Here is a 23,011-nt window from a genome sequence, read left to right as displayed (position 1 = left end):
GGACATGGAACTGGCACAGCTGAGGCGCCTGCTCCACCGTCATTGAGCTGAAGCAGTTACGCGCGACATTGACAAGGGTTTGTCACAATCTGTTGCACTTCTTGAACAGTGTGGCGGCTGGGCTCGGCTAAGCTACAGGAACGGTTATCAAACTCTTATCTTCAAGCCGGCGCCATGTTCGAGCATCTCAACCTGATTCTTTTCTCTACCCTCAACGCCCAGGCCGGCCTGACCGGCTGGCAGTTGATGGCTGCCATCTTCGCCGCGCAGTGGCTGATCTTCGTGGTGCCGCTGTCGCTTGTCATGCTGTGGCTCGGCGGCGGGCCGGGGCGCGAGGTCGCGCTGCGTGCCTTCATCGCGGCCGGCTGCGCGCTCACGCTGAACGCGCTGATCGGCCAGTTCTGGTACAGCCCGCGGCCCTTCGTGGCGGAAATCGGCCAGACCTTCCTGCTGCACGCGCCGGACAGCTCGTTCCCGAGCGACCACGCCACCAGCATCTTCTCGGTGGCCCTGGTGCTGGCGTTCAGCCGGGTGCAGGAGGCGCGCCGCGTCGGATGGACGCTGCTGCCGCTGGCGCTGGTGGTGGCCTGGTCGCGCGTCTACCTCGGCGTGCACTGGCCGAAGGACATGGCGGGTGCGCTCCTGATGTCGGCGGCGATGGCCTTGCTGGTGCAGACGCCGGCCGTGCGCGCGGCCTGCGCCCACTTGCTGCCGGTGGCGGAAAACCTGTACCGCCGCGTGCTGGCGGTACCGATCGGGCGCGGCTGGCTGCGCCCCTGACGATGTCGATGATGGCCGGGTAGGGCGGCGCGGCCGGCAACGTACCGGTCGCCACCTGCGTCGGACGAGGGGATCCAACGCACGCAGGACGCGTGGACGGGCTCCTGCGCCGGCCGCGCTTTCCTACGCTTTACTCGTTCCCGGCAGCGCTGCCGGCCCCCGCGGCGGCCGCCTCGAAGACCAGCTTGTCGTGCTCGTCGAGATGGAAGCTGCCCAGCGCCTGGCCGGTGACGGCATTCGCTTGCGGCGCCTCCAGCTCGGTGCAGCCCTGGGTTTCCACCTGCCAGACATCCTCGCCCGAGCGCAGCGTGTACAGGTTGGGGCCGCTCGCGAACAGCTCGATCTCCAGGCCCGACAGCGACACCTTGCCCAGCTCCAGCTGGCGCTGGCAGTCCGGCATGCGGGCGACCGTGAGGCGCAGCGTCGCATCCTTGCTCCAAAAATAATCCTGCAGCACGCGCACGGTAAGCGCATGCTCCTTGCCGTCGATCGGGTAGCTGGCCGAATCGTTGACGCAGCCGGCCAGCAGCAGCGGTGCAAGAAGTGCAGGGAGCAGGTAGAAGGGCTTGCGCATGGCGGTTCCGTTGTCAGATGATGCATGAAGGCATTGCCTGACGGAGTATAGAAGCGGCATGGGGCGGGCGCAACCGGGCGGCGCGGCAAGGGCGTGGCGCGCTGCACCGTTTTCGGATTTGCGCGAAGATGGCGCCCATGAAGCACAAGGACAGCAAACAGGACAACAGGACGGCATCGGGCATCGAGCTGCTCTCGCCCGCAGGCGGCAAACCGGTCAAGATGTGGACGCAAGGCGTGCCCGTCGAGCCCGAAGCCAGGCAGCAGCTGGAAAAGCTGGCGCAACTGCCGTTCGTCTTCCACCACGTCGCCGTGATGCCGGACGTCCATGTTGGCAAGGGCTCGACCATCGGCAGCGTGATCCCGACCCTGGGCGCGGTGATTCCCGCCGCGGTCGGCGTGGACATCGGCTGCGGCATGATGGCGGCCAAGACCACCCTGCGCGCCGACGATCTGCCCGACAACCTGTCGGGCCTGCGCAGCGCCATCGAACAGGTGGTGCCGCACGGCATGTCGCCCAAGACGCGCCAGCACAAGGGGCGCGACGCCGGCTCCTGGAACAATCCGCCGCCGCCGGTCGATGCCGGCTGGGCCAGGCTCAAGGACGAGTTCGACGCCATCTGCCGCAAGTACCCGAAGCTGCGCGGCACCAACCACCACAAGCACCTCGGCACCCTGGGCAGCGGCAACCACTTCGTCGAGGTCTGCCTGGACGAGGAGGGTTCCGTGTGGGTGATGCTGCACTCCGGCTCGCGCGGGGTCGGCAATGCGATCGGCACCCATTTCATCGAGCTGGCGCGCCAGGACATGCGGCGCCACATGGTCAACCTGCCCGACCAGGACCTGGCCTACCTCGAGGAAGGCACCGAGCACTACGACGACTACGTGGAAGCGGTCGGCTGGGCCCAGAAGTTCGCGCGCATCAACCGCGAGGTGATGATGCACAACGTGATTCGCGCGATGCGCGAGGTGATCCCGCAAGGCTTCGAGACGCATGTGGAGGCAGTCAATTGCCACCACAACTATGTGCAGAAGGAGAAGCACTTCGGCAAGGACGTCTTCGTCACCCGCAAGGGCGCGGTGTCGGCGCGAGAAGGCGAGCTCGGCATTATTCCGGGATCGATGGGCGCCAAGAGCTTCATCGTGCGCGGCAAGGGTAACCCGGAAAGTTTCAACAGCTGCAGCCATGGCGCCGGGCGTGTCATGAGCCGCACCGAGGCCAAGCGCCGCTTCACGAAGGCGGACGTCGAGCGCGCCACCCGAGGGGTGGAATCGCGCAAGGACGAAGGCGTGATCGACGAGATTCCGATGGCCTACAAGGACATCGACGCGGTCATGCATGCGCAGCGCGACCTGGTCGAGGTCGTGCACACCCTTAAACAGGTGGTGTGCGTGAAGGGTTAGCTCCGGGGCTGACGATGTGCAGCAACTCTTGCGGCGTGCCGAACTCCCGGTCCGGCGCCACCCGCCGCAGCGCCTCGATCGGCGCATAGCCCCAGCTCACCGCGCCGAAGGCCACGCCCGCGCGCCGCGCCGCATCGGCGTCCAGCGCCTGGTCGCCCACGTAGAGCGCATGTGCGGCCGGCACCGCCGCGCGTTTCACCACCTTGCGGATGCGCCCGGCCTTGCCGAACATCGACATTCCGCATTCGTAGTGGCCGAACAGCGCGCTCAGGCGCGGCCCCAGCACCAGGCGCACGTTCTGTTCCGAGTTCGAGGACACGATCGCCAGCCGCACGCCCTCGCGGTCGAGCGTGTGCAGCACCTCGCCGATGCCCTCGAACAGCGGAATGCGCGCCGCGTTCTCGCGCATCAGTCCGATAAAGCTGCGCGAGGCCAGCGGCAGCTTCCAGGCCGGTATGCCGACGTGGCGCATGATGGTGCGGGTATCGTGGTGGCGCAGCTGCTGGGCCTCCTCCGCGGCGATGCGGCGAAAGCCGAGCTCGTCGGCGATCTGGTTGAACACGCTGATGAAGAAGGGGAAGGAATCGGCCAGCGTGCCGTCGAAGTCGAAAATGGCGAGACGGTAGGACATGGGGGGCAATCTTCAGGCGGTGCCGCCGTTGGCGCGCAGCACCTGGCCGTTGATCCAGCCGGACTCCTCGCTCACCAGGAAGGATACGATGCGCGCGATGTCGCCCGGCTCGCCGAGGCGCTCGAGCGGCGGCAGCCTGGCAAAGTGGTCGATCTGCTCCTGGGTTTTCCCCGAGAAGAACAGCTCGGTGGCAACCGGCCCGGGCGCCACCGTGTTGACGCGGATGCGGCGCCCGCGCAATTCCTTGGCGAACACCGCGCCCATCGCTTCCACCGCGGCCTTGCTGGCACTGTAGATGGCGTAGCCGGGCAGCTTCATGGCCAGCACGGTGGTGGAGAAGTTCACGATGCGCCCGCCGTCGTTCAGGCGCCGCGCCGCTTCGCGCAGGGTGTTGAAGGTGCCCTGCACGTTGACGCCGAAGGTCTGGGCGAACAGCTCGTCGGAGGTATCGGCCAGCGGCATGGTCTTGAGCACGCCGGCATTGTTGACCAGCACGTCCACCTTGCCCAGCTCGCGTTCGGCGGCGTCGAACAGCGCGCGCACCTCCTCCGGCTTGGCCACGTCGGCCTTCACCGCCACCGCCTTGTGGCCGCAGGCATGCAGGGTGGCGACCACGCGCTGGGCCTCGGCCTCGTTGCTGGCGTAGTTGACCACCACCTGGTAGCCATCCTCGGCCAGCCGCTGGGCCAGGGCGGCGCCGATGCCGCGCGAGGCGCCGGTGACGATCGCGACTTGTTGAGCGTCCTTGTTCATGCTTCCTCCTGTGGGTGAGCCGATGGCCCCATGGACCATCATTCTCCTCCCAATACGCCTTTCAGGGAGCGCTGACGCGAGTAGATGCCGACCGCTTTGCCGGCGATCTCGGTGTCCGCTTCATAAACCAGGCCAAGGCGCCCGGCAACCCGCAGCGACGATGCATTGGTGGAAGCGATCAGGGCCCGGACTGCCGGTTCGCGCCGGATCTCGAGCGCATGGTGCAAGGCCGCCGCCGCCGCTTCGTTCACGAATCCGCGGCCCTAGAAGGCGCGATAGGTATTCCAGCCAAGCTCCATCACGGTGGCGTCCTCGCGAAAGAAGGCGCCGACACTTTCGACCAGCCGGCCGGTTTCCTGTTCCTCGACCGCCCACCAGTCGGCGCCATGGATGAGCCATAGCCCCGCTTGCGCATAGAAGATGCGCCATGCGGCATGGCGGTCGGCCGGGACCAGGTGGGCCGCGCTGACCGGGTCGGCCAGATGCGCCGCGAAGACGTCGAAGTCCTCGCGCCGGTATGCACGCAGCCTGAGGCGCTGCGTGCGGAGGATGGGAACAGAAGTGATGAACTCGCTATTCATGCGCTGGACGTGTCAGGCAGCGATCGCTGCTTCTCCCGCGCCCGCGATCGCCAGGTGGCGGTTCACCGCCGACAGCACCGCACGGAACGAGGCCGTCACGATATTGCTGTCGATGCCCACGCCGAACAGGGTCTGGCCGCTGCCCACGCGCAGTTCGACGTAGCAGGCGGCGCGGGCGTCGGCGCCGTGGCCGATCGCATGCTCATGGTAGTCCATCACGCGGATGTCCAGGCCCAGCGCATTCACGAAGGCGTCGATCGGGCCGTTGCCCTTGCCCTGCATGGCCTGCGGCGCGTGGTGGCGCGTGAGATCGAGTGCGATCTGCACGCCGTGCGCGCTGTCCTCCGTCATGCGGTGCGCCACGTATTGCCATGGCGTCTCCTGCTCCAGGTATTCGCGCGCGAACAGCGTGTGGATGCTGGCCGCGTCGATTTCACGGCCGGTGGCATCGGCCACGCGCTGCACCGCGCGCGAGAATTCGATCTGCAGGCGGCGCGGCAGTTCCAGGCCGTATTCCTGCTCCAGCAGGTAGGCCATGCCGCCCTTGCCAGACTGGCTGTTGACGCGGATGACGGCGTCGTAGCTGCGCCCCAGGTCGGCCGGGTCGATCGGCAGGTAGGGCACTTCCCAGATGGCGTCCGCCTTCTGCACCGCGAAGCCCTTCTTGATGGCGTCCTGGTGCGAGCCGGAGAAGGCGGTGAAGACCAGGTCGCCGGCATACGGATGGCGCGGGTGCACCGGCAGCTGGTTGCATTCCTCCACCACCTGGCGCACCGCGTCGATGTCGGAGAAATCCAGGCCCGGGTCGATGCCCTGGGTGTAGAGGTTCATCGCCAGCGTGACCAGGTCGACGTTGCCGGTGCGCTCGCCGTTGCCGAACAGGCAGCCCTCGACGCGGTCGGCGCCGGCCATCACGGCCAGCTCGGCCGCCGCCACGGCGGTGCCGCGGTCGTTATGCGGGTGCACGCTGATGACCAGGGACTCGCGGCGCTCCAGGTGGCGGCACATCCACTCGATCTGGTCGGCGTAGACGTTGGGCGTGCTCGCTTCCACGGTGGAGGGCAGGTTGACGATCATCTTGTTGTCGAGCGTCGGCTGCCACACATTGCTGACGGCGTCCACGATCTGCTTCGAGAAGTCCAGCTCGGTGGTGGAGAAGGATTCCGGCGAATACTCCAGGCCCCATTGGGTCTGCGGATGCTGCGCCACCAGTTCCTTGATGAGCTGCGTGCCCTTCACCGCGATCTGCACGATCTCCTCGCGTTCCATGCCGAACACCACGCGGCGGAACACCGGGGCCACCGAGTTGTAGACGTGGACGATGGCGCGCTTGGCGCCGGCGGCCGATTCCACCGTGCGGCGGATCAGCTCCTCGCGCGCCTGGGTCAGGACGATGATGGTCACGTCGTCGGGGATGCGCTTTTCCTCGACCAGCATGCGCACGAAGTCGAAGTCGGTCTGCGATGCGGAAGGGAAGCCGACCTCGATCTCCTTGATGCCGATCTTGACCAGCATCTCGAAGAAGCGCAGCTTCTTCTCCGGGCTCATCGGCTCGATCAGGGCCTGGTTGCCGTCGCGCAGGTCGGTGCTCATCCAGACCGGCGGCTTGGTGATGCTGCGGCCGGGCCACTGGCGGTCAGCCAGCTGGACGGCGGGGAAAGGGCGGTATTTGGCGGCGGGGTTCTTCAGCATTGCGTTTGCTCCTGGTTTGCGTGACACGGTGGCCCGGTTGGGCGGAGGTGTGGCGGCAGGCTGCCGGACGGGCCACGAACGCTAGGCCCGGCAACCGGTCAGTAGCTTTAGCAGGAGACGAAACTGTGCGCGCGAGCCAACGGCCAGCATGGTGCCGGTAGCGGAGAACGACGGGGTATGAAACGGAATCTTGGACATCGGTACAACTTTCCTTGACTGCTTGCGGGCCGGCGACAGGCCGGGACGTACGGCGTGATTTACGCGCGTAGTAGCAGGGCTGCCAGCGATAGCACGCCGGCGGCAGGTAGGGAAGTCGACAGATGCAGGTGGAAGGACATGCGATCCACTCTAAGAGAGGAATGGATCGCATGTCAAGCAAAAATTGCTGCGCTGCGGAAGCGGCTACAGTTTCTCGAGCAGCGCCGGCAGCTCCTTCATGAAGGCGTCGCGCACGCGCAGGCCGGCCCGGCCGCCGCTCTCGCGCTGCTCGTCCTGCACCAGGCGCGCGAACACGACCGTGCGTCCGCCGTCGACGGCCCAGCCCACCAGCCAGCCGTGCGGCGGGGAGCCCGGTTCCGAGCCGGTGCCGGTCTTCGCATACACGTCCCAGCCGCTGCGCAGGCGCGCATGACGCATCAGCGCGGCGGTCATGTCGAAGGCCCTGGGGGATACCGGCAGCGTGCGGTTGACCAGCTTGCGCAGGAATACCGCCTGCTCGTCGGCCGAGATCTTTAGCGAGCTGCCCAGCCAGGCCTGGGTCAGCCCGTCGTTCTTGCCGGGGTTGCCGGAAGCGTCGCGGTTGCCGTAGTCGAAGCGGTCGAGGTAGGACTGGAAGCGCTCCGCGCCGAGCCGGGTCGTCACCTGCTGCGAATACCAGACCACCGAGTGCTTCATCCACGCGGCCGGGCTTGTCGTGGTGCGCCATTCCGGCAGCCAGTCGACGTAGCCCTCGCGGAAGGGCCACTGCGGCGTGGCCGTATCGACCAGGATGCCGCTGTCGTAGCCCATCAGGCTGATCGCCACCTTGAAGGTCGAGGCCGGCGTGACGCGCTGCTCGCACTGGCCTTCGCGCACCAGGACCTTGCCGGTGCCGGCATCGACCAGCAGGGTGCAGTGGATCGCTGCCTGGCCTGTGCCCGACAGTGCCAAACCAGCCAGCAGGGCCAGCGCCATCAGGTATTTCATGCTTGTTGCGCCTCCATCAAAGTGGGCAGTATAGCAATCGGGCAATATTTGAACAGGGCACTTTTCTGCAGCGCAGCGCCATCGCTGGTATACTGGCGGTCTGTCGTCGAAGCAGCGCTTCCGACATCCCCCGGCTCCGTATCTGCAACATCGCGCTACGCCGCCGCCCAAGCCTCCGCACCTGTTGTTCCATTTGCAGCTGCGCGCTTTCCTCTCTCCACCCTGGCCCCGGTCTGGCCAGCATCAGCAAACGCCGCCATGCTTCGCCGGGCGGTGCGACCGACGTTTCAACGACCCGTGCGCCGCGCGGGCCGTCAACAGCATAAGGAGCTAGCATGGCTAAAGAAGAACTGATCGAAATGAACGGACTGGTGTCCGAAATCCTGCCTGAAATGCGTTTCCGCGTTGAGCTCGATAACGGCCACAAGCTGATCGCCTACACCTCGGGCCGCATGAAGAAGAACCACATCCGCATCCTGGCGGGCGACCGTGTCACTCTGGAAATGTCGCCGTATGACCTGAACAAGGCACGCATCACTTTCCGCCACATCGAAAACCGCGGCCCCTCGGGCCCACGTCCGGCGCCGCGCCGCCGCTGATCCTGCTCAAGCCTGTGCACCGCAGGCGTGCGCTTCCTGGGCGCGGGAAGCGCGCATACTTCGCTTCCGTAGCTGACCACGGGAGCACGCGATGGATGCATTCCTGCTTTTCCTGGCCGATGGGCTGACGGGGGCCTCGCCCCTTGCCATCCTGGCCTACACCCTGCTGGCCACGCACGTCACCATCGTGGCCGTCACCGTCTACCTGCACCGCCACCAGGCGCACCGCGCCCTGTCCCTGCACCCGCTGGTGGCCCATTTCTTCCGCTTCTGGCTGTGGCTCACCACCGGCATGGTCACGCGCGAATGGGTGGCCATCCACCGCCGCCACCATGCACACTGCGAACGCGAGGGCGACCCGCACAGCCCCCGCCAGGTGGGCCTGCGCACGGTGCTGCTGCGCGGCGCCGAACTTTACCGCACTGCCAGCCAAGACGTTGACGCCATTGCGCGCTACGCCGCCGGCTGCCCGGACGACGCCATCGAACGCGGCCTGTACAGCCGCTTCACCTGGCAGGGCGTCGGCCTGCTGCTGGTGCTCGACGTGTTGCTGTTCGGCGTCATCGGCCTGTCGGTGTGGGGCATCCAGATGCTCTGGATTCCGGTGCTGGCGGCAGGCGTGATCAACGGCGCCGGGCACGCCGTCGGCTACCGTAATTTCGACTGCCAGGAAGCAGCCACCAACATCGTCCCGTTCGGCGTGCTGATCGGCGGCGAAGAACTGCACAACAACCACCATACTTTCGCCACCTCGGCCAAGCTGTCGGTGAAATGGTACGAATTCGACATCGGCTGGATGTACATCCGGCTGCTGGAGTGGCTGCGCCTGGCCAAGGCGCGGCCGCTGCCGGCGCCACCCCGCATCCGCTACCGCCACGCGCTGGTGGACGCGGCGACCCTGCGCGCCGTGCTGGCCAACCGCGCGCGGGTGATGGCGGCGCTGAATGCCCGGCTCAGGCCGGTGTGGCGGCGCGAATTGCGCGGCATCGCCCCAGGTAGCGGACTGGACCGGAAAGCGGCCTTGCGCCTGCTGAGCCGTGACCCCGGCTACCTGAATGGCGACGAGCAGGGCCGGCTGGGCGGGCTGCTGGCTTCCAGCGACTATCTCAGCAGGGTGCAGGCCTTGCGCGAACAGCTGGCGCAGCTGTGGCAGCGTTCGCTGGCCAGCGAGGAGCAGCTGATGGAGGCGCTGAGCGCGTGGTGTTTCCGGGCAGCGGCAGACAGCTGCGCGCAAGTGCGTTCGTTTGCCGCTGAACTGCGTGGGTATTCGTAGGGTGGTCGGCTCTGCCGACCGCGCGTTCAACTCACGGTTGCGTTGCCACATCGCTCGCACTGGCTGGACGCGCGGTCGGCGAAGCCGACCACCCTACGGTTGTGCGGCGCATCCGGTTCAACGGTGCTGGCAACAAACATGATCGGCTTTACAATGTTTCTATCTAAAAAACAGGCACCCGACGATCCATGGCCCATATCCATCCTGCCGGCTGGCGCGAGATGTCCGTCACCGGGTCTGCCGCGCGTGAAATCGAAACCCTGACGCTCCTCGAGAAGCGCCTCTCGGACACGCCCTACGAGATCTACCACGGCGTCCACTGGACCAACGTCGAGCACGGCTTCTCGGCCTACGGCGACATCGACTTCATCATCGTGGCGCCGAACGGCAGGCTGCTGCTGATCGAGCAGATCGCCGGCTTCCTCAACGAGAGCAAGGATGGCCTGGTCAAGAACTACCAGGGCAAGCCGCGCAAGATCCGCCATCAGATCCTGCACACCATCGAAGGCTTCGCCAAGCGCTACCAGGGCGAGCTGTCGATCGACTACCTGCTGTACTGCCCCGACTACATCGTGAAGGACCCGCAGCAGGCCGGCATCGACCCCAGCCACATCATCGACGCCACCACCAAGGGCCGCCTGGGCGCGAAGATCCGCGAAATCCTGCCGCTCACCGCCCGCACCGAGGAGTTCGACCGGGTCACCCGCTACCTCGGCGACACCCTGAGCCTGCGCCCGGACCCGAGCTCGATGATCGGCTGCGCCACCAGCATGGTCACGCGCCTGTCGGGGGGCCTGGCCACCTGGGCGCGCCGGCTCGAGTTCTCTCCCTTCCGCCTGCGCGTGGTGGGCACCGCCGGCAGCGGCAAGACCCAGCTGGCGCTGGCCGAATACACGGCCGCCATCGATGCCGGCCTGCGCCCGCTCTACGTCTGCTTCAACCGCCCGCTGGCCGACCACATCGAGCGCCTTGTGCCCGCAGGCGGCCGGGTCGCCAACTTCCACGAATTGTGCGACGCCTGGCTGCGCGCCCAGGGCAGGACGCCCGACTACGGCGCGCCCACCGTCTGGGCCGAGATCGAGGGCGCGCTGGTGGAAGCGGACCTGCCCGAGACCTGGCAGTACGACGTCGTCATCGTCGACGAGGGCCAGGATTTCACCACCACCTGGCGCGACATCGTGCTGCGCATGCTCAAGGAGGGCGGCCGCGCCATCTGGCTGGAAGACCCGGACCAGAACCTGTACGGCAAAGAGATGGTGCCGCTGCCCGGCTGGGTGGTGCTGCACTCGAACACCAACTACCGCAGCCCGCGCGAAGTGGTGCAGATGCTGGGCTCGATCGGCGCCGTCAGCCAGCCGGTGGAGGCGGGCAGCCCCTTCAAGGGCGCCGACATCGAGGAGCTCACTTACCCGGAAGGCGACGTCGAGGCCATGCTGTCGCAGACCCGGCGCGCCGTCACTCTGTGCCTGGCCGCGGGCTTCGGGCGCCAGGACATCGCGATCTGCTCCTTCCGCGGGCGCGAAAAGTCGGCCATCCTCAAGCTCGATAAACTGAGCGACGCGCACACCCTGCGCTCCTTCACCGGCGCCTACGACCTGTTCGGCAACCCGGTGTTCCGCGAGGGCGGGCTGCTGGCGGAATCGGTGTACCGCTTCAAGGGCCAGTCGGCGCCGGCGCTGATCTTCACCGAGATCGACTTCGAAGAGATGGACGAACTCACGCTGAGAAAACTGTTCGTCGGCATGACGCGCGCGCGCCTGAAGCTGGTGCTGGTGATGAGCGAGCGTGCTTCGGTGCAGTTCCTTGATCGCATGAGCGGAGGCGCGCAGGACGCTTGATTCATGCGGGCCGCATGAAGATTCGACGCGTCTCGGTGCAAGTACCGTGCTAGCATTTTGCTCATCGAATCCTGGAGACGACGATGAAGCGACCGGCGGTGGCAAAGAGGGCGCGCATGCGCGTGAAGGTACTGGGAGCGTCGGCACTGATGCTCTTGCTGGCCGCCTGCGGCGACCATCCGCCCAAGGACAAGGACGATGACAAGCAGCCGCCCGCGCAGGCCGCCATCAGCATCTTCGCCGGCAGCGCCCTCGATGCAGGCAGCACCAACGCCACCGGCGAAGCTGCGCGCTTCGACAAGCCCACCGGCATCGCCATCGACGCCGCCGGCAACGTGTACGTGGCCGACACCGGCAACGACACCATCCGCAAGATCACCCCGGCCGGCGCCGTCACCACCCTGGCCGGCGCCGTGCGCGCCAGCCAGTACGTCGACGGCCCCGGCGACCGCGCACGCTTCCTCCAGCCGCTGGCGCTGGCGATCAACAGCAGCGGCACCCTGTACGTCACGGACGAGATGCGCATCCGCAGCATCAGCAGCGCCGGCCAGGTGGCGACGGTGGCGACCATCCCGGTGGGCAGCAATGTCACCGCGGGCAGCATGCCGGTGCTCGTCCCGAAAGGGATCGCGGCCGACGCGCGCGACCACCTCCTGGTGACGAACGGCGTCAGCACGCGGCGCATCGTCGCCGGCGCGACGGGCATGCTGGAAGGCATTGACGTGGCCCAGGACCTGATCGGCACGCGCACCGCGGAAGCGCGCGGCGTGGCGGTCGACAGCAACAACAACGTCTACGTGTTCGACCTGCAGCGCAGGATCAGCCGTACCTTCAATCCCACCACCGTCAACGCCAACGTGTTGACCCCGCTGGCGGGCGCACCGAACGGGCGCGGCGCGGCCAACGGCACCGGGACGGCGGCGACCTTCGAGGAAGTGGTGGCGCTGACGGTCGACCCGCAGGGCAACGTCTACGCGGCCGACGCGGTCAACAACCTGGTGCGGAGAATCACGCCGGAGGGCGTGGTGAGCACCATCGCCGGCACCGCGCGCAACGGCACGCTGCAGGCAGGGAGCCTGCCGGGCAGCCTGGCGCCGATCCGGGGCATCACCAACGACGGCAAGGGCAACCTGTACCTGACCTCGGGCAACGCCGTGATCAAGATCAAGGTGCCGTAAGCGGGCAGCGCCGCCGCAAGCGCTTTAGTGGCCGATCGCCGCGGTGGCGACGCCCTGTGCCACGCTGTTCTTGCTGGTGGTGGTGGTGAGCGCGAACAGCGGCTTGCGCGGCGACTTGTCCGTGCTCCATTCATAGGCGACGGTGCTCTTGACGCCGTCCGGCCCCTTTTCCGAGGTATTGCGCTTGCGCTCGCTGCGGAAAGGCTCGGGCGCCTTGCCCACCGTCTTTTCGAACATCGCCTGCACCGTCGCGGCCGGCACCGTCTTGGCGTACAGCGCGCACAGGTTCTTGTCCGAATGGACGACCATGATGAACTGGCCGTGCTGGCTCGGCACCGACCAGGCATTGCCCTTGGCGCCCTGCAGGAACACGGCCGCGGCCTCGGCGGGCAGCTGGGGGAAGCTTGATAGCTGCTTGCGCAGGCCGTCGAAGTCGTGCAGGTACTTCAGGCAGTGCGTCGAGTAGATATTCATGAAGGCCGCGGCCTGCTGTTCGGGCGCGGCGATGGCGATTGTGGAAACCAAAGTTCCTCCGAGGATGATGGCGGCTTGGCGAAGAAGTCGCATTTTGGTTGTGCTCCGGCTGATATCTGATACGTCTTACTATAGCAACTCAGCCCTGAAATGCCGGGTTGCCGCAGGCAAACGTACGCGAGGACGAGCATGGCACGGACCTATACGAAACAGGATGTCCCGCTGGAAAAGATCCGCCGTTATTTGGAGCCGGGACCGATCGTGCTCGTCAGCTCATGCTGGGAAGGCCGGCGCAACATCATGACCATGGGCTGGCACATCGTGATGGAGTTCTCTCCCTCCCTGGTGGGCTGCGTGATCGCATCAAGCAACCATAGCTTCGAGATGGTGCGGCAAAACCGCGAGTGCGTCATCAACCTGCCGACCACGGCGCTGCTGGATGCGGTGGTGGGGATCGGCACCACGTCTGGCAGCGAGGTCGACAAGTTTGAGCGTTTCGGCTTGACGCCAGAGGCGGTGGAGGGCGTTGCTGCACCGGCCATTCGAGAATGTCACGCCCACTTCGCTTGCCGGCTGCATGACGACAGCCTGGTGGACAAGTACAACTTCTTCATCTGGGAAGTGGTCGCAGCGCGGGCGGCGAAGACGCCGAAACATCCCGAGACCGTGCATTACACGGGCGAGGGTGTGTTCATGGTGGCAGGCGAGGTGGTCAGCCGGAGGACGATGGCATTGCTTGCGAAAGAGCCGAATTGACTTCCGAAGGCATTGGCTCTGCGGCGGCATGGTCATGTGGTTCGGGAACCTCGAGAATCAGGCGTGGAATTCGCTCATATAGCATGATTCTGAATTCATCCCGATCCATCGAATGATGACAGCGGCGGTGGCAGTTTGGACAAAGCGCAACAGCGTTTGTCGTCCTATCCGAACCGTGACTCGACAACGGCATGACGTGGTGGACTTCGAGATATGGCAAGCCATCGGTTCCGATAAATGGCGCTGGGCTGCCGCAAGCTTCGCAGTGGCCGTTAGCTGCTTGGAGAACCCATGCCTTGACCGCGGGATCGCGCACGAATGTCGTGACGGTCGAGGTATTCACACCAGGAGTGATCGCCCCACGTGGAATGGCGCCCAAGTGTCGTTGTCTTAGTTCGGAAACACGCGCCGAAAGCGAATTGGGACCTGTCAGAAATTCTGTGTGCGGGGCCAGAATTCGTAGTTAGGTAATTGCGTTCGTGAAGCGCTCGCCGAACATAATGGCGAACTGATTGGCAGCCTGTTTCCAGGTACGCTGCGGCATCTTCCAATCTTTCTCGATATTGCGCAAGGCCAGAAACAACAATTTGGTTGCTGCTTCGTCGCTGGGGAAGTGGCCGCGGTTCTTGACGATCTTTCGCAGGCGCATATGCAAGCTCTCGATGGCATTGGTCGTGTAGATGATGGTGCGCACTTCCGGCGGATAGGCGAAGAAGGGAATTACCTGCTGCCACTGGCGGCGCCACATCGCTGCCACCGTCGGAAATCTGGTGCCCCATGGCCCGGCCGCGAACGCGTCAAGCGCCGCTTCAGCCAAGTCAGCATTGGCAGCCTGGTAGACGGGCTTCAGGGCCGCCGCCAGCTCCTTGCGGTCCTTCCACGCTGCCAGCGTTGTCGAGTTGCGAATCAGGTGTACGATGCAGGTCTGAATCTGCGCTTGCGGGTATACCGCCTCGATGGCCTCAGGGAAGCCGCGCAGGCCGTCGACGACGGCGATCAGGATGTCCTCCAGTCCTCGGTTCTTCAGTTCGTTGAAAACCTTCAGCCAAAACTTGGCTCCTTCCGTTTGCTCGATCCACAGGCCCAGCACCTCCTTGCGGCCATCGGCACGAATGCCCAAGGCCAGGTAGACGGCCTTGTTCTTGACGGTGCCTTCGTCCCGGATTTTCAGGCGCAGCGCGTCGAAATAGACGATCGGGTACATCGCTTCGAGTGGCCGCTGCTGCCATTGATTGACCTCTTCGAGAACCTCGTCGGTGATGGTCGAGATCAGGTCTGGCGAGACGTCGGTACCGTACAGCTCCAACAAATGCCCCTGGATTTCGCGCACGCTCATGCCGCGCGCGTACATGCTGATGACGTGATCGTCAAAGCCCGTCATCCGGCGCTGGTGCTTGGCCACCAGCTTGGGCTCGAAGCTCGACAGGCGATCACGTGGAATGTCCAGATGGAGTTCGCCGCCCGGTGTCAGCACCTTCTTCGGACTGCTGCCGTTACGGTGATTCTTGCTGCCTTCGCCCTCGCTGGCCAGGTGATGGCTCAGCTCGGCCGACAGCATGCGCTCGGCCAGCATCTTCTTGAGCTGTCCGGCCAGGCCAGCTTCACCGAGGATCGATTCGGCGTCCTTGTTCTCGACCTGGGCGAGCAACTGGTCGATCAGCTCGACCGGGAATGGGTATGCGGCTTTCTGTTTCTTGGGCTTTTTGGTGGTCATCACTTCGGTCATGGAACAGTCCTTTCGAGATTATTTCATGACCCCGTTCCACACAGAAATACTGACAGGCTCGCGAATTGATGTCGGCTGTCGGCACATAAGGCTCCAGCGATTCGACACCATAGGCACTCAGCAAGGCGCTCATCTTTTCTTTGACATCCGAACCGATATTACGAGCTGGCTTATAGCCGACGATATAGGGCATTTTTAGCTCGTACAACGCAGCGGAGATGTTCTGCATTCGGAACTCGACGGAGCCTTCGGTGCGTGCAGCTAATGCGTCAGCACGGAGATCACGGTTCACCGCAGCCTTGTTGTAGGCAATCCCAGCCAGCTCCTTGTGGAGCATGGACAGGTAAGCCTTGATGGCCGCTCCGAGTTCGTCATCGCTCCACGGAATCGTGTCTTTTGGTCGGGATGGCACGTGGACTCAGATTGATGGGATCGTTGATTGACATAGTCTACGTCTTGTTCAATATCTCATCAACAATATCGAGAACGCGTTCTGCGCGATTGTGTCGGCGAACCTGGCCAAAGTTTTCTGAATGAAAATTCCTTTCGCCAGATCAATATTCGTTGGTAGCATCACGGGATGAATGCTTCCCCTTCCTATGGAGTTACACCTCCACGCATCCGTCGCCGTCAGAACATCGCACTGGTCCTCCTGGTCGTTACTGGCGTCATTAACTACCTCGACCGTGCAACACTTGCCGTCGCCAATGAATTCATTCGCACCGACCTCGGCCTCTCGCTTGGCCAGATGGGTTTACTGTTGTCGGCCTTCTCCTGGAGCTATGCGCTTTGCCAGCTCCCTGTTGGCGCCCTGGTCGACAAGATTGGCCCGCGCTGGCTGCTCGGCGCGGGCTTGGTGCTGTGGTCGCTGGCACAAGCTGCGGGCGGCCTGGTCTCGACCTTCGGCTGGTTCGTGCTTGCCCGGGTCGTGCTCGGTATCGGCGAGGCGCCACAGTTCCCGGCGGCGGCGCGTGTCGTGAGCAATTGGTTCCCCATCAAGGCACGCGGTACGCCGACGGGCATCTACAACTCGGCGTCCCCATTGGGTTTTGCACTGGCACCACTGTGCCTGTCGCCCCTGATCGCCGCCACCAGCTGGCACTGGGCATTCTTCGTTACCGGCGCACTCGGCATCGTGGCGGCGGTCGTCTGGGTGATGCTGTATCGCGACCCGGCGCGCGAGCAGATGTCCGCGGAGGAGCTGGCTTATCTGGATGAAGGCCAGAGGGTGGAAGAGGCGCCGAAAGCGGGCTTCTCCTCTTGGCTCGCCCTGTTCCGGCACCGTGCAACCTGGGGCATGCTGCTCGGCTTCTTTGGATCGGTCTATCTCAATTGGGTTTACCTGACCTGGCTGCCCGGTTACCTGCGCACAGAGCGCAACATGGACCTTGCCTACGTCGGCGTGGCGGCAACCATTCCCTTCCTGTGCGGCTTCGCCGGCGCTTTGGTGGCCGGTTGGGCCTCCGACCAGATCACACAGCGTGCCTCATCGGTGCTGGCCGGCCGCCGCACGGCGGTCGTGATCGCCATGCTTGGCATGGTAGCGTTCACGATTCCTGCGGCACTGGTCGAGAGCAATACCTTGGCTATTGCCTGTATTTCGGTGGTCATCTTCCTGGCCAATGCTGCCTCGGCTTGTTCCTGGTCGCTGGTCACGGTCGTGGCGCCGCGCAGCCGTATCGCTTCGTTGGGCGCGATCCAGAACTTCGGCGGTTTCATCGGCAGCGCATTGGCACCGATCTTCACCGGCTATATGGCGCAAGCCTGGTCCTTCGTGCCGGCCTTGCTGGCAGGCGCCGGCATTGCCTTCCTCAGCGCGATGTTGTACCAGTTCCTCGTTGTGCGACCAATTCCAGAGCAGGAGCCAGAGACCGGAGCGTAGCCATGCGTCTAACGATGAAGGCGGTACTTGCCCTACTTTGCTTGGGCCTCGGTTCAGCGGCTGCAGCGGAAGCCCGCCTTCCTTCCGATGTCGCCAAGTATGTAGAACAGCGTGAGGGTTGCGACCACTTCCGAGGTGCGATTCCCGATCCATCAGACGAGCAGCGCATGCAGGAAGTCAAACGCGAAATCCGCAAGCTGTGCACTGGCACGGACAAGAAGCTCCAGCAGTTGAAGCGCAAGTATGCCAAGAACCAGGCGGTCCTGAAGCGCCTGAATGAGTTCGAGGAACAAATCGAGTAGCCGCCGTCACCAGTGGACGCTGGAATAAAAAACGGCCTCGTACAAGTACGAGGCCGTTTTGGCTTGGAGCGCAGAACGCTTAGACGTCGATATTCCCCGCCTGCAGCGCATTCGTCTCAATGAAGTTACGACGCGGTTCGACTTCATCCCCCATCAGCGTGGTAAAGATCTGATCAGCCGCAATCGCATCCTCGATCTGCACCTTCAACAGGCGGCGCACGGTCGGATCCATCGTGGTCTCCCACAGCTGCTCCGGATTCATCTCGCCCAGACCCTTGTAACGCTGTTTCGAAACACCGCGTTCCGCCTCTTCGCGCAGCCAGATCATGGCTTCGTGGAAGCCGCGCACCGCGAACTCCTTCATCTTCTCGCCTTCGCCGCGGCGGATGATGGCGCCTTCGCCGATCAGGCCCTGGAAGGTGGCGGCCGCATTGGCCAGCACGGCGTAGTCGTTGCTCTGCACAAAGTCGGCGTCGATCGAGGTCACGTTCACGTTACCGTGGCGCATGCGCTCGATGCGCAGCGCGTGCTTTTCGGACAGCTCGTCCGAACGCACGACCACCTTCACGGCCGGATCCTTGATCGCCGCTTCCATCGCCTTGGCCGAGGCCTCGGCCTTCTCCAGCGTGCTCATGTCCAGCGTCACGCCGGCCGTGATCGCGGTCAGCGCCGCGCGGTCGATCACGCGGGTCAGGCGCATCATGATGGCGTTCGACAGGTTGTACTGGCGCACCAGCTCGGCCAGCGCTTCGCCGCTGATCGGCTCGGCGTCTTCGCGCGGGATCAGCGAGGCGCTGTTCAGCGCCACCGTCATCATGTAGCTCGCTTCTTCGACGTCGTCCTTCAGGTAGCGCTCGTCGCGGCCGGCCTTCACCTTGTACAGCGGCGGCTGCGCGATGTACACGTGGCCGCGCTCCACCAGCTGCGGCATCTGGCGGTAGAACAGCGTCAGCAGCAGGGTGCGGATGTGGGCGCCGTCGACGTCCGCGTCGGTCATGATGATGATGCGGTGGTAGCGCAGCTTGTCGACGTTGAATTCGTCCGGGCCGATCGAGGTGCCCAGGGTCGCGATCAGGGTGGTGATCTGCTCCGACGACAGCATCTTCTCGAAGCGTGCCTTTTCCACGTTCAGCACCTTGCCGCGCAGCGGCAGGATGGCCTGGAACTTGCGGTCGCGGCCCTGCTTAGCGGAGCCGCCTGCCGAGTCACCCTCGACGATGTACAGCTCGGCCAGCGCCGGGTCGCGTTCCTGGCAGTCGGCCAGCTTCGAGGACAGGCCCAGCCCGTCCATCACGCCCTTGCGGCGGGTCAGGTCGCGCGCCTTGCGCGCCGCTTCGCGCGCACGGGCCGCTTCCACGATCTTGCCGCAGATGATCTTGGCGTCGTTCGGCTTCTCCATCAGGAAGTCGGTCAGGGTCTTGGCCACGATCTCCTCGACCGGTCCGCGCACTTCCGACGACACCAGCTTGTCCTTGGTCTGCGACGAGAACTTCGGCTCCGGCACTTTGACGGACAGCACGCAGGTCAGGCCCTCGCGCATGTCGTCGCCCGAGATCTCCACCTTCGCCTTCTTGGCGAATTCGTTCTCGTCGATGTACTTGTTGATCACGCGCGTCATCGCCGCGCGCAGGCCGGTCAGGTGGGTGCCGCCGTCGCGCTGCGGGATGTTGTTGGTGAAGCACAGCACCTGCTCGTTGTAGGCGTCGTTCCACTGCATCGACACGTCCACCGAGATGTTGGTGCCCTGGTCCGACACGCGCTCGCCGGTGGCCTGGAACACGGTCGGGTGCAGGACCGACTTGGCCTTGTTGATGTACTCCACGAAGCCGCGGGTGCCGCCTTCGAAGGCGAACACTTCTTCCTTGCCGGTGCGCTGGTCGGAGAGCTTGATGTTGACGCCGTTGTTCAGGAACGAGAGTTCGCGGATGCGCTTGCTCAGGATCTCGTAGTGGAACTCGACGGTGGTGAAGATTTCCTCGTCGGCCCAGAAGTGCACTTCGGTGCCGCGCTTGTCGGTGTCGCCCAGGACCTTCATCGGCGAGACTTCCACGCCGTCGACCACCTCGATGATGCGGTCCACCGGGACGCCGCGCGAGAATTCCAGCTGGTGGATCTTGCCTTTCTGGCGCACGGTCACGCGCAGCAGCTTCGACAGCGCGTTCACGCACGAGACGCCGACGCCGTGCAGGCCGCCGGAGACCTTGTACGAGTTCTGGTTGAACTTGCCGCCGGCGTGCAGTTCCGTCAGGGCGATCTCGGTTGCCGAGCGCTTCGGCTCGTGCTTGTCGTCCATCTTGACGCCGGTCGGGATGCCGCGGCCGTTGTCGGTGATCGAGATCGAGTTGTCGGAGTGGATGGTGACGTGGATCTCGGTGCAGTAGCCGGCCAGGGCCTCGTCGATCGAGTTGTCGAGCACCTCGAACACCAGGTGGTGCAGGCCGGTGCCGTCCGAGGTGTCGCCAATGTACATGCCCGGGCGCTTGCGCACCGCTTCCAGGCCTTCCAGGATCTGGATCGAGGACGCGCCGTATTCGTCCGCCTTGGCGGCGGGAGTCATTTCTGGTTGGGTATTCTCGGACATGGACTGCTTTCTCTATAAAACGGGTGATTCAGGCGCCCACGAAAGCGGCGCCCGAACCCAAATGCTGCGTGGGTGCTGCTTAAATCCGCATCGGCATGACGACGTACTTGAAGTCGCCATTGTCGGGAATCGAGATCAGCGCCGACGAGTTCGAATCGCCCAGCGCGATGTTCACCTGGTCGCACTTCAGGTTGTTGAGCACGTCGAGCAGGTAGGTGACATTGAAACCGATGTCGATGGTGTCGCCGCCGTAGTCGATCTCGAGTTCTTCGACCGCTTCTTCCTGGTCGGCATTGGTCGAGCTGATCTTCATGACGCCCGGCTCGATGATGCAGCGCACGCCCTTGAACTTGTCGCTGGTCATGATCGCGGCGCGCTGCAGCGAACGCAGCAGCTCGTCACGGCCGATCGTGAACTCGTTCTTGTAGCCCTTCGGGATCACGCGGGTGTAGTCAGGGAACTTGCCCTCGACCAGCTTCGAGACCAGCTCGATGTCGGCGAAGGTCAGCTTCACCTGCGAGGCGGCGATATCCAGGCGCACCTCCTCATCGCTTTCTTCCAGCAGGCGCTGCAGTTCGATGATGGTCTTGCGCGGGATGATCACTTCCTGGCGCTCGAAGGCCTGCTCGGTGGCCACCTGGCAGAAGGCCAGGCGGTGGCCGTCGGTGGCGACGGCGATGATATTGTTACCGTCCAGCACCAACAGCAGGCCGTTCAGGTAGTAGCGGATGTCCTGCTGGGCCATCGCGAAGTGCACCATGTTGAACAGGTGCTTCAGCGTCTTCTGCGGCAGGGTGACGCTGGCGTTGTAGCTGTCGGCCACCGACACGGTCGGGAATTCTTCCGCGGCCAGGGTCTGCAGGGCGAAGCGCGACTTGCCGCTCTGGACGGCCAGGCGCTTGTTCTGCAGGGTCATGGTGACATCGCCCGACTCCGGCAGCGCGCGCAGGATGTCCAGCAGCTTGCGCGCCGCCACCGTGGTGCCGGTCACGTCGTCGCCCGAGCCGATGTTGGCGAGCGTGGTGATCTGGACTTCGGTGTCGGTCGAGAGGAACGAGACGCTTTCGCCGTCCTTGCGAATGAGGATATTGGCCAGAATCGGCATGGTGTGCCGACGCTCGACAATACCACTCACGATCTGCAGTGGCCGGAGAAGCGTGTCTCGGGTGGTTTTGACCAGTTGCATAGATATCCTCAGTTAAGTATTAATTATTTGTTGCTCTAACACTATTTTGCCAATTGCCGGGAGATAACACAAACCTCTCCGGATATTGGGGCGGCAATCGCTTTTTGTAGGGTGGACGGCTCCGCCGTCCGCGCGTTCAACTATCTTCCGAATCATCGCATCGCGTCTCATCAACCGCTGGCTGGACGCGCGGACGGGAGGACCCGTCCACCCTACGTATTAACCTTTCAGCGTCTGCTCCAGCACGTGCAGCTCATGGTTGCACTCGGCGTTCTTCTGGCGGTCCTGGGCGATCTTGCGCACCGCGTGCAGCACGGTGGTGTGGTCGCGGCCGCCGAACAGCTCGCCGATCTCCGGCAGGCTCTTCTGGGTCAGCTCCTTGGCCAGGTACATGGCGATCTGGCGCGGACGGGCGATGTTCGCCGGCCGGCGCTTGGAGTACATGTCCGCCACCTTGATGTTGAAGAAGTCCGCCACCGTCTTCTGGATGTTCTCCACCGAGATCTGGCGGTTCTGCACCGACAGCAGGTCTTTCAGGGCTTCCTTCACCACGTCGATGGTGATGTCCTTGCCGTGGAAGCGCGAGTAGGCCAGGATCTTGCGCAGCGCGCCTTCCAGCTCGCGCACGTTGGAGCGCAGGTGCTTGGCCACGAAGAAGGCGACGTCGTCCGACAGGGTCACGTTCTCGGACTGCGCTTTTTTGAGCAGAATCGCCACGCGCATTTCCAGCTCCGGCGGCTCGATCGCCACCGTCAGGCCGGAGTCGAAGCGCGAGATCAGGCGGTCGTCCATGCCGGTGATCTCTTTCGGATAGGTATCCGAGGTGATGATGATCTGCTTCTTGGCGGCGATTAGCGCTTCGAACGCATAGAAGAATTCTTCCTGCGTGCGGCTCTTGCCGCCGAAGAACTGGATATCGTCGATCAGCAGCATGTCCAGCGAGTGGTAGTAGTGCTTGAAGTCGTCGAAGCCCTTGCGCTGGTAGGCGGTGACGACGTCGCGCACGTACTGCTCGGCGTGGATGTAGCGGATGCGCGCGTTCGGGTTGTCGGCCATGACCTGGTTGCCGATCGCATGGATCAGGTGGGTCTTACCGAGGCCGACGCCGCCGTAGAAGAACAGCGGGTTGTACGACACGCCCGGGTTGTTGGCGACCTGGATCGCGGCGGCGCGCGCCAGCTGGTTGGCCTTACCGGTGACGAAGCTCTCGAAGGTCAGGTCGGTGTTGATGCGGCTCTGCTCGCGCTTGGGCGAGTTGGCGATGTTCACGTTGCCCTGGCTCGGCGCCGGATCGGCAGGGCGCGGGGCGCCGTTGCCGCTGGCGCTGCCGTCGCCGGCAGCAGCGGCAGGACCCGCCGGCTTCCTGGCCGGGTTGTTCTTCGGATCGAGCACGAACTGCACTTCCACCGGCGCTTCCCAGTACTGGCAGGCGAGCTCGGTGATGCGCGTGGCGAACTGGGTCTTGACCCAGTCGAGCTTGAACCGGTTCGGCGCGGCGATGCGCAGCTTGCCATCCTCGTAATCGAGGACGACCAGCGATTTGATCCACGCACTGTATTGCTGCGGCGTCAGCTCGAGTTCCAGCTGCGCGGAACAGGTCTGCCAAAAGTTTTCCAT

General features: G+C 64.3%; 21 protein-coding genes and 1 pseudogene. 9 read left to right on the top strand and 13 right to left on the bottom strand.

Annotated features, from left to right (window positions below):
- Positions 1-174: 174 nt before the first annotated feature.
- Positions 175-780 (top strand): phosphatase PAP2 family protein, encoded by a 606-nt coding sequence (locus MasN3_RS00115; protein WP_281911222.1) that lies wholly within the window; start codon positions 175-177, stop codon positions 778-780.
- Between the two features lie 130 nt (positions 781-910).
- Here the strand turns inward: MasN3_RS00115 and MasN3_RS00110 are convergent, their stop codons facing one another.
- Positions 911-1,354 (bottom strand): hypothetical protein, encoded by a 444-nt coding sequence (locus MasN3_RS00110; RefSeq protein ID WP_281911220.1) that lies wholly within the window; start codon positions 1,352-1,354, stop codon positions 911-913.
- A 221-nt stretch (positions 1,355-1,575) separates the two neighbouring features.
- Between MasN3_RS00110 and MasN3_RS00105 the strand changes: the two genes are divergently transcribed.
- Complete coding sequence (locus MasN3_RS00105; RefSeq protein ID WP_281914596.1) at positions 1,576-2,757, top strand: RtcB family protein; 1,182 nt, start codon at positions 1,576-1,578, stop codon at positions 2,755-2,757.
- On the opposite strand, the gene MasN3_RS00100 is transcribed toward MasN3_RS00105, so the two are convergent.
- The 5 genes and pseudogenes from MasN3_RS00100 to blaOXA form a co-directional block, all read right to left on the bottom strand.
- Complete coding sequence (locus MasN3_RS00100) at positions 2,729-3,388, bottom strand: HAD hydrolase-like protein (protein WP_281911217.1); 660 nt, start codon at positions 3,386-3,388, stop codon at positions 2,729-2,731. The genes MasN3_RS00105 and MasN3_RS00100 overlap by 29 nt on opposite strands.
- Positions 3,389-3,400: 12 nt before the next feature.
- Positions 3,401-4,141 carry an SDR family oxidoreductase gene (locus MasN3_RS00095; RefSeq protein WP_281911215.1) on the bottom strand — a complete coding sequence of 247 codons (741 nt, stop codon included), beginning with the start codon at positions 4,139-4,141 and terminating at the stop codon, positions 3,401-3,403.
- 38 nt (positions 4,142-4,179) lie between these two features.
- Positions 4,180-4,722, bottom strand: a pseudogene (locus MasN3_RS25240) (GNAT family N-acetyltransferase).
- A 12-nt stretch (positions 4,723-4,734) separates the two neighbouring features.
- Entirely contained in the window at positions 4,735-6,414 is a 1,680-nt protein-coding gene (gene leuA, locus MasN3_RS00080; RefSeq protein ID WP_281911209.1) for a 2-isopropylmalate synthase, read from the bottom strand.
- Positions 6,415-6,816: 402 nt separating this feature from the next.
- Positions 6,817-7,599 carry a class D beta-lactamase gene (gene blaOXA / locus MasN3_RS00075; RefSeq protein ID WP_281911208.1) on the bottom strand — a complete coding sequence of 261 codons (783 nt, stop codon included), beginning with the start codon at positions 7,597-7,599 and terminating at the stop codon, positions 6,817-6,819.
- A 335-nt stretch (positions 7,600-7,934) separates the two neighbouring features.
- On the opposite strand from blaOXA, the gene infA reads away from it, so the two are divergent.
- From infA to MasN3_RS00055, 4 genes are all read left to right on the top strand, one after another.
- On the top strand, positions 7,935-8,198 hold the full coding sequence (gene infA, locus MasN3_RS00070) for a translation initiation factor IF-1 (RefSeq protein WP_027867080.1): 264 nt from the start codon (positions 7,935-7,937) through the stop codon (positions 8,196-8,198).
- Positions 8,199-8,289: 91 nt separating this feature from the next.
- The gene (locus MasN3_RS00065) at positions 8,290-9,471 is read left to right on the top strand and encodes a DesA family fatty acid desaturase (protein WP_281911203.1); all 1,182 of its coding nucleotides are present in this window, start codon (positions 8,290-8,292) and stop codon (positions 9,469-9,471) included.
- A gap of 188 nt (positions 9,472-9,659) precedes the next feature.
- Positions 9,660-11,309: an ATP-binding domain-containing protein gene (locus MasN3_RS00060; protein WP_281911202.1), complete on the top strand. Its 1,650-nt coding sequence runs from the start codon at positions 9,660-9,662 to the stop codon at positions 11,307-11,309.
- Between the two features lie 83 nt (positions 11,310-11,392).
- Complete coding sequence (locus MasN3_RS00055) at positions 11,393-12,487, top strand: hypothetical protein (RefSeq protein ID WP_281911201.1); 1,095 nt, start codon at positions 11,393-11,395, stop codon at positions 12,485-12,487.
- A gap of 24 nt (positions 12,488-12,511) precedes the next feature.
- Here MasN3_RS00055 and MasN3_RS00050 read toward each other — a convergent pair whose 3' ends face one another.
- A complete protein-coding gene (locus tag MasN3_RS00050; protein WP_281911200.1) occupies positions 12,512-13,012 on the bottom strand; it encodes an NMCC_0638 family (lipo)protein in 501 nt (166 codons plus the stop codon).
- A 138-nt stretch (positions 13,013-13,150) separates the two neighbouring features.
- Between MasN3_RS00050 and MasN3_RS00045 the strand changes: the two genes are divergently transcribed.
- Complete coding sequence (locus tag MasN3_RS00045; RefSeq protein ID WP_281911198.1) at positions 13,151-13,717, top strand: flavin reductase family protein; 567 nt, start codon at positions 13,151-13,153, stop codon at positions 13,715-13,717.
- Here MasN3_RS00045 and MasN3_RS00040 read toward each other — a convergent pair.
- From MasN3_RS00040 to MasN3_RS00030, 3 genes are all read right to left on the bottom strand, one after another.
- A complete protein-coding gene (locus MasN3_RS00040; RefSeq protein WP_281914595.1) occupies positions 13,674-14,033 on the bottom strand; it encodes an HNH endonuclease in 360 nt (119 codons plus the stop codon). The two genes, MasN3_RS00045 and MasN3_RS00040, sit on opposite strands and share 44 nt — an antisense overlap.
- 147 nt (positions 14,034-14,180) lie before the next feature.
- Complete coding sequence (locus MasN3_RS00035; protein WP_281913402.1) at positions 14,181-15,431, bottom strand: IS256 family transposase; 1,251 nt, start codon at positions 15,429-15,431, stop codon at positions 14,181-14,183.
- Positions 15,319-15,855 (bottom strand): hypothetical protein, encoded by a 537-nt coding sequence (locus tag MasN3_RS00030; RefSeq protein ID WP_281911196.1) that lies wholly within the window; start codon positions 15,853-15,855, stop codon positions 15,319-15,321. Before MasN3_RS00030 ends, MasN3_RS00035 begins: the two co-directional genes overlap by 113 nt.
- A gap of 168 nt (positions 15,856-16,023) precedes the next feature.
- Here MasN3_RS00030 and MasN3_RS00025 point away from each other — a divergent pair, with 168 nt between their 5' ends.
- Both MasN3_RS00025 and MasN3_RS00020 read left to right on the top strand, forming a co-directional pair.
- Positions 16,024-17,325, top strand: coding sequence for an MFS transporter (locus MasN3_RS00025; RefSeq protein WP_281911193.1), 1,302 nt, complete (start codon positions 16,024-16,026; stop codon positions 17,323-17,325).
- Positions 17,326-17,327: 2 nt separating this feature from the next.
- Positions 17,328-17,627 (top strand): hypothetical protein, encoded by a 300-nt coding sequence (locus MasN3_RS00020; protein WP_281911192.1) that lies wholly within the window; start codon positions 17,328-17,330, stop codon positions 17,625-17,627.
- A 79-nt stretch (positions 17,628-17,706) separates the two neighbouring features.
- Here MasN3_RS00020 and gyrB read toward each other — a convergent pair whose 3' ends face one another.
- From gyrB to dnaA, 3 genes are all read right to left on the bottom strand, one after another.
- A complete protein-coding gene (gene gyrB / locus MasN3_RS00015; RefSeq protein WP_281911191.1) occupies positions 17,707-20,208 on the bottom strand; it encodes a DNA topoisomerase (ATP-hydrolyzing) subunit B in 2,502 nt (833 codons plus the stop codon).
- Positions 20,209-20,287: 79 nt separating this feature from the next.
- A complete protein-coding gene (gene dnaN, locus MasN3_RS00010) occupies positions 20,288-21,394 on the bottom strand; it encodes a DNA polymerase III subunit beta (RefSeq protein WP_036206688.1) in 1,107 nt (368 codons plus the stop codon).
- A 219-nt stretch (positions 21,395-21,613) separates the two neighbouring features.
- Positions 21,614-23,011: a chromosomal replication initiator protein DnaA gene (gene dnaA / locus MasN3_RS00005; RefSeq protein WP_281911188.1), complete on the bottom strand. Its 1,398-nt coding sequence runs from the start codon at positions 23,009-23,011 to the stop codon at positions 21,614-21,616.

The organism is Massilia varians, from assembly GCF_027923905.1.
Classification (GTDB): domain Bacteria; phylum Pseudomonadota; class Gammaproteobacteria; order Burkholderiales; family Burkholderiaceae_D; genus Telluria; species Telluria varians_B.
This window is presented reverse-complemented; position numbering and strand designations above follow the sequence as displayed.

Coding starts and splice junctions, on each gene's coding strand:
- MasN3_RS00020 (WP_281911192.1), top strand. CDS start 17,328: ATGCGTCTAACGATGAAGGCGGTACTTGCCCTACTTTGCTTGGGCCTC.
- MasN3_RS00060 (WP_281911202.1), top strand. CDS start 9,660: ATGGCCCATATCCATCCTGCCGGCTGGCGCGAGATGTCCGTCACCGGG.
- leuA (WP_281911209.1), bottom strand. CDS start 6,414: ATGCTGAAGAACCCCGCCGCCAAATACCGCCCTTTCCCCGCCGTCCAG.
- MasN3_RS00110 (WP_281911220.1), bottom strand. CDS start 1,354: ATGCGCAAGCCCTTCTACCTGCTCCCTGCACTTCTTGCACCGCTGCTG.
- infA (WP_027867080.1), top strand. CDS start 7,935: ATGGCTAAAGAAGAACTGATCGAAATGAACGGACTGGTGTCCGAAATC.
- MasN3_RS00065 (WP_281911203.1), top strand. CDS start 8,290: ATGGATGCATTCCTGCTTTTCCTGGCCGATGGGCTGACGGGGGCCTCG.
- dnaN (WP_036206688.1), bottom strand. CDS start 21,394: ATGCAACTGGTCAAAACCACCCGAGACACGCTTCTCCGGCCACTGCAG.
- MasN3_RS00025 (WP_281911193.1), top strand. CDS start 16,024: ATGAATGCTTCCCCTTCCTATGGAGTTACACCTCCACGCATCCGTCGC.
- MasN3_RS00095 (WP_281911215.1), bottom strand. CDS start 4,141: ATGAACAAGGACGCTCAACAAGTCGCGATCGTCACCGGCGCCTCGCGC.
- MasN3_RS00100 (WP_281911217.1), bottom strand. CDS start 3,388: ATGTCCTACCGTCTCGCCATTTTCGACTTCGACGGCACGCTGGCCGAT.
- blaOXA (WP_281911208.1), bottom strand. CDS start 7,599: ATGAAATACCTGATGGCGCTGGCCCTGCTGGCTGGTTTGGCACTGTCG.
- MasN3_RS00055 (WP_281911201.1), top strand. CDS start 11,393: ATGAAGCGACCGGCGGTGGCAAAGAGGGCGCGCATGCGCGTGAAGGTA.
- MasN3_RS00115 (WP_281911222.1), top strand. CDS start 175: ATGTTCGAGCATCTCAACCTGATTCTTTTCTCTACCCTCAACGCCCAG.
- MasN3_RS00105 (WP_281914596.1), top strand. CDS start 1,576: ATGTGGACGCAAGGCGTGCCCGTCGAGCCCGAAGCCAGGCAGCAGCTG.
- gyrB (WP_281911191.1), bottom strand. CDS start 20,208: ATGTCCGAGAATACCCAACCAGAAATGACTCCCGCCGCCAAGGCGGAC.
- MasN3_RS00035 (WP_281913402.1), bottom strand. CDS start 15,431: ATGACCACCAAAAAGCCCAAGAAACAGAAAGCCGCATACCCATTCCCG.
- MasN3_RS00045 (WP_281911198.1), top strand. CDS start 13,151: ATGGCACGGACCTATACGAAACAGGATGTCCCGCTGGAAAAGATCCGC.
- dnaA (WP_281911188.1), bottom strand. CDS start 23,011: ATGGAAAACTTTTGGCAGACCTGTTCCGCGCAGCTGGAACTCGAGCTG.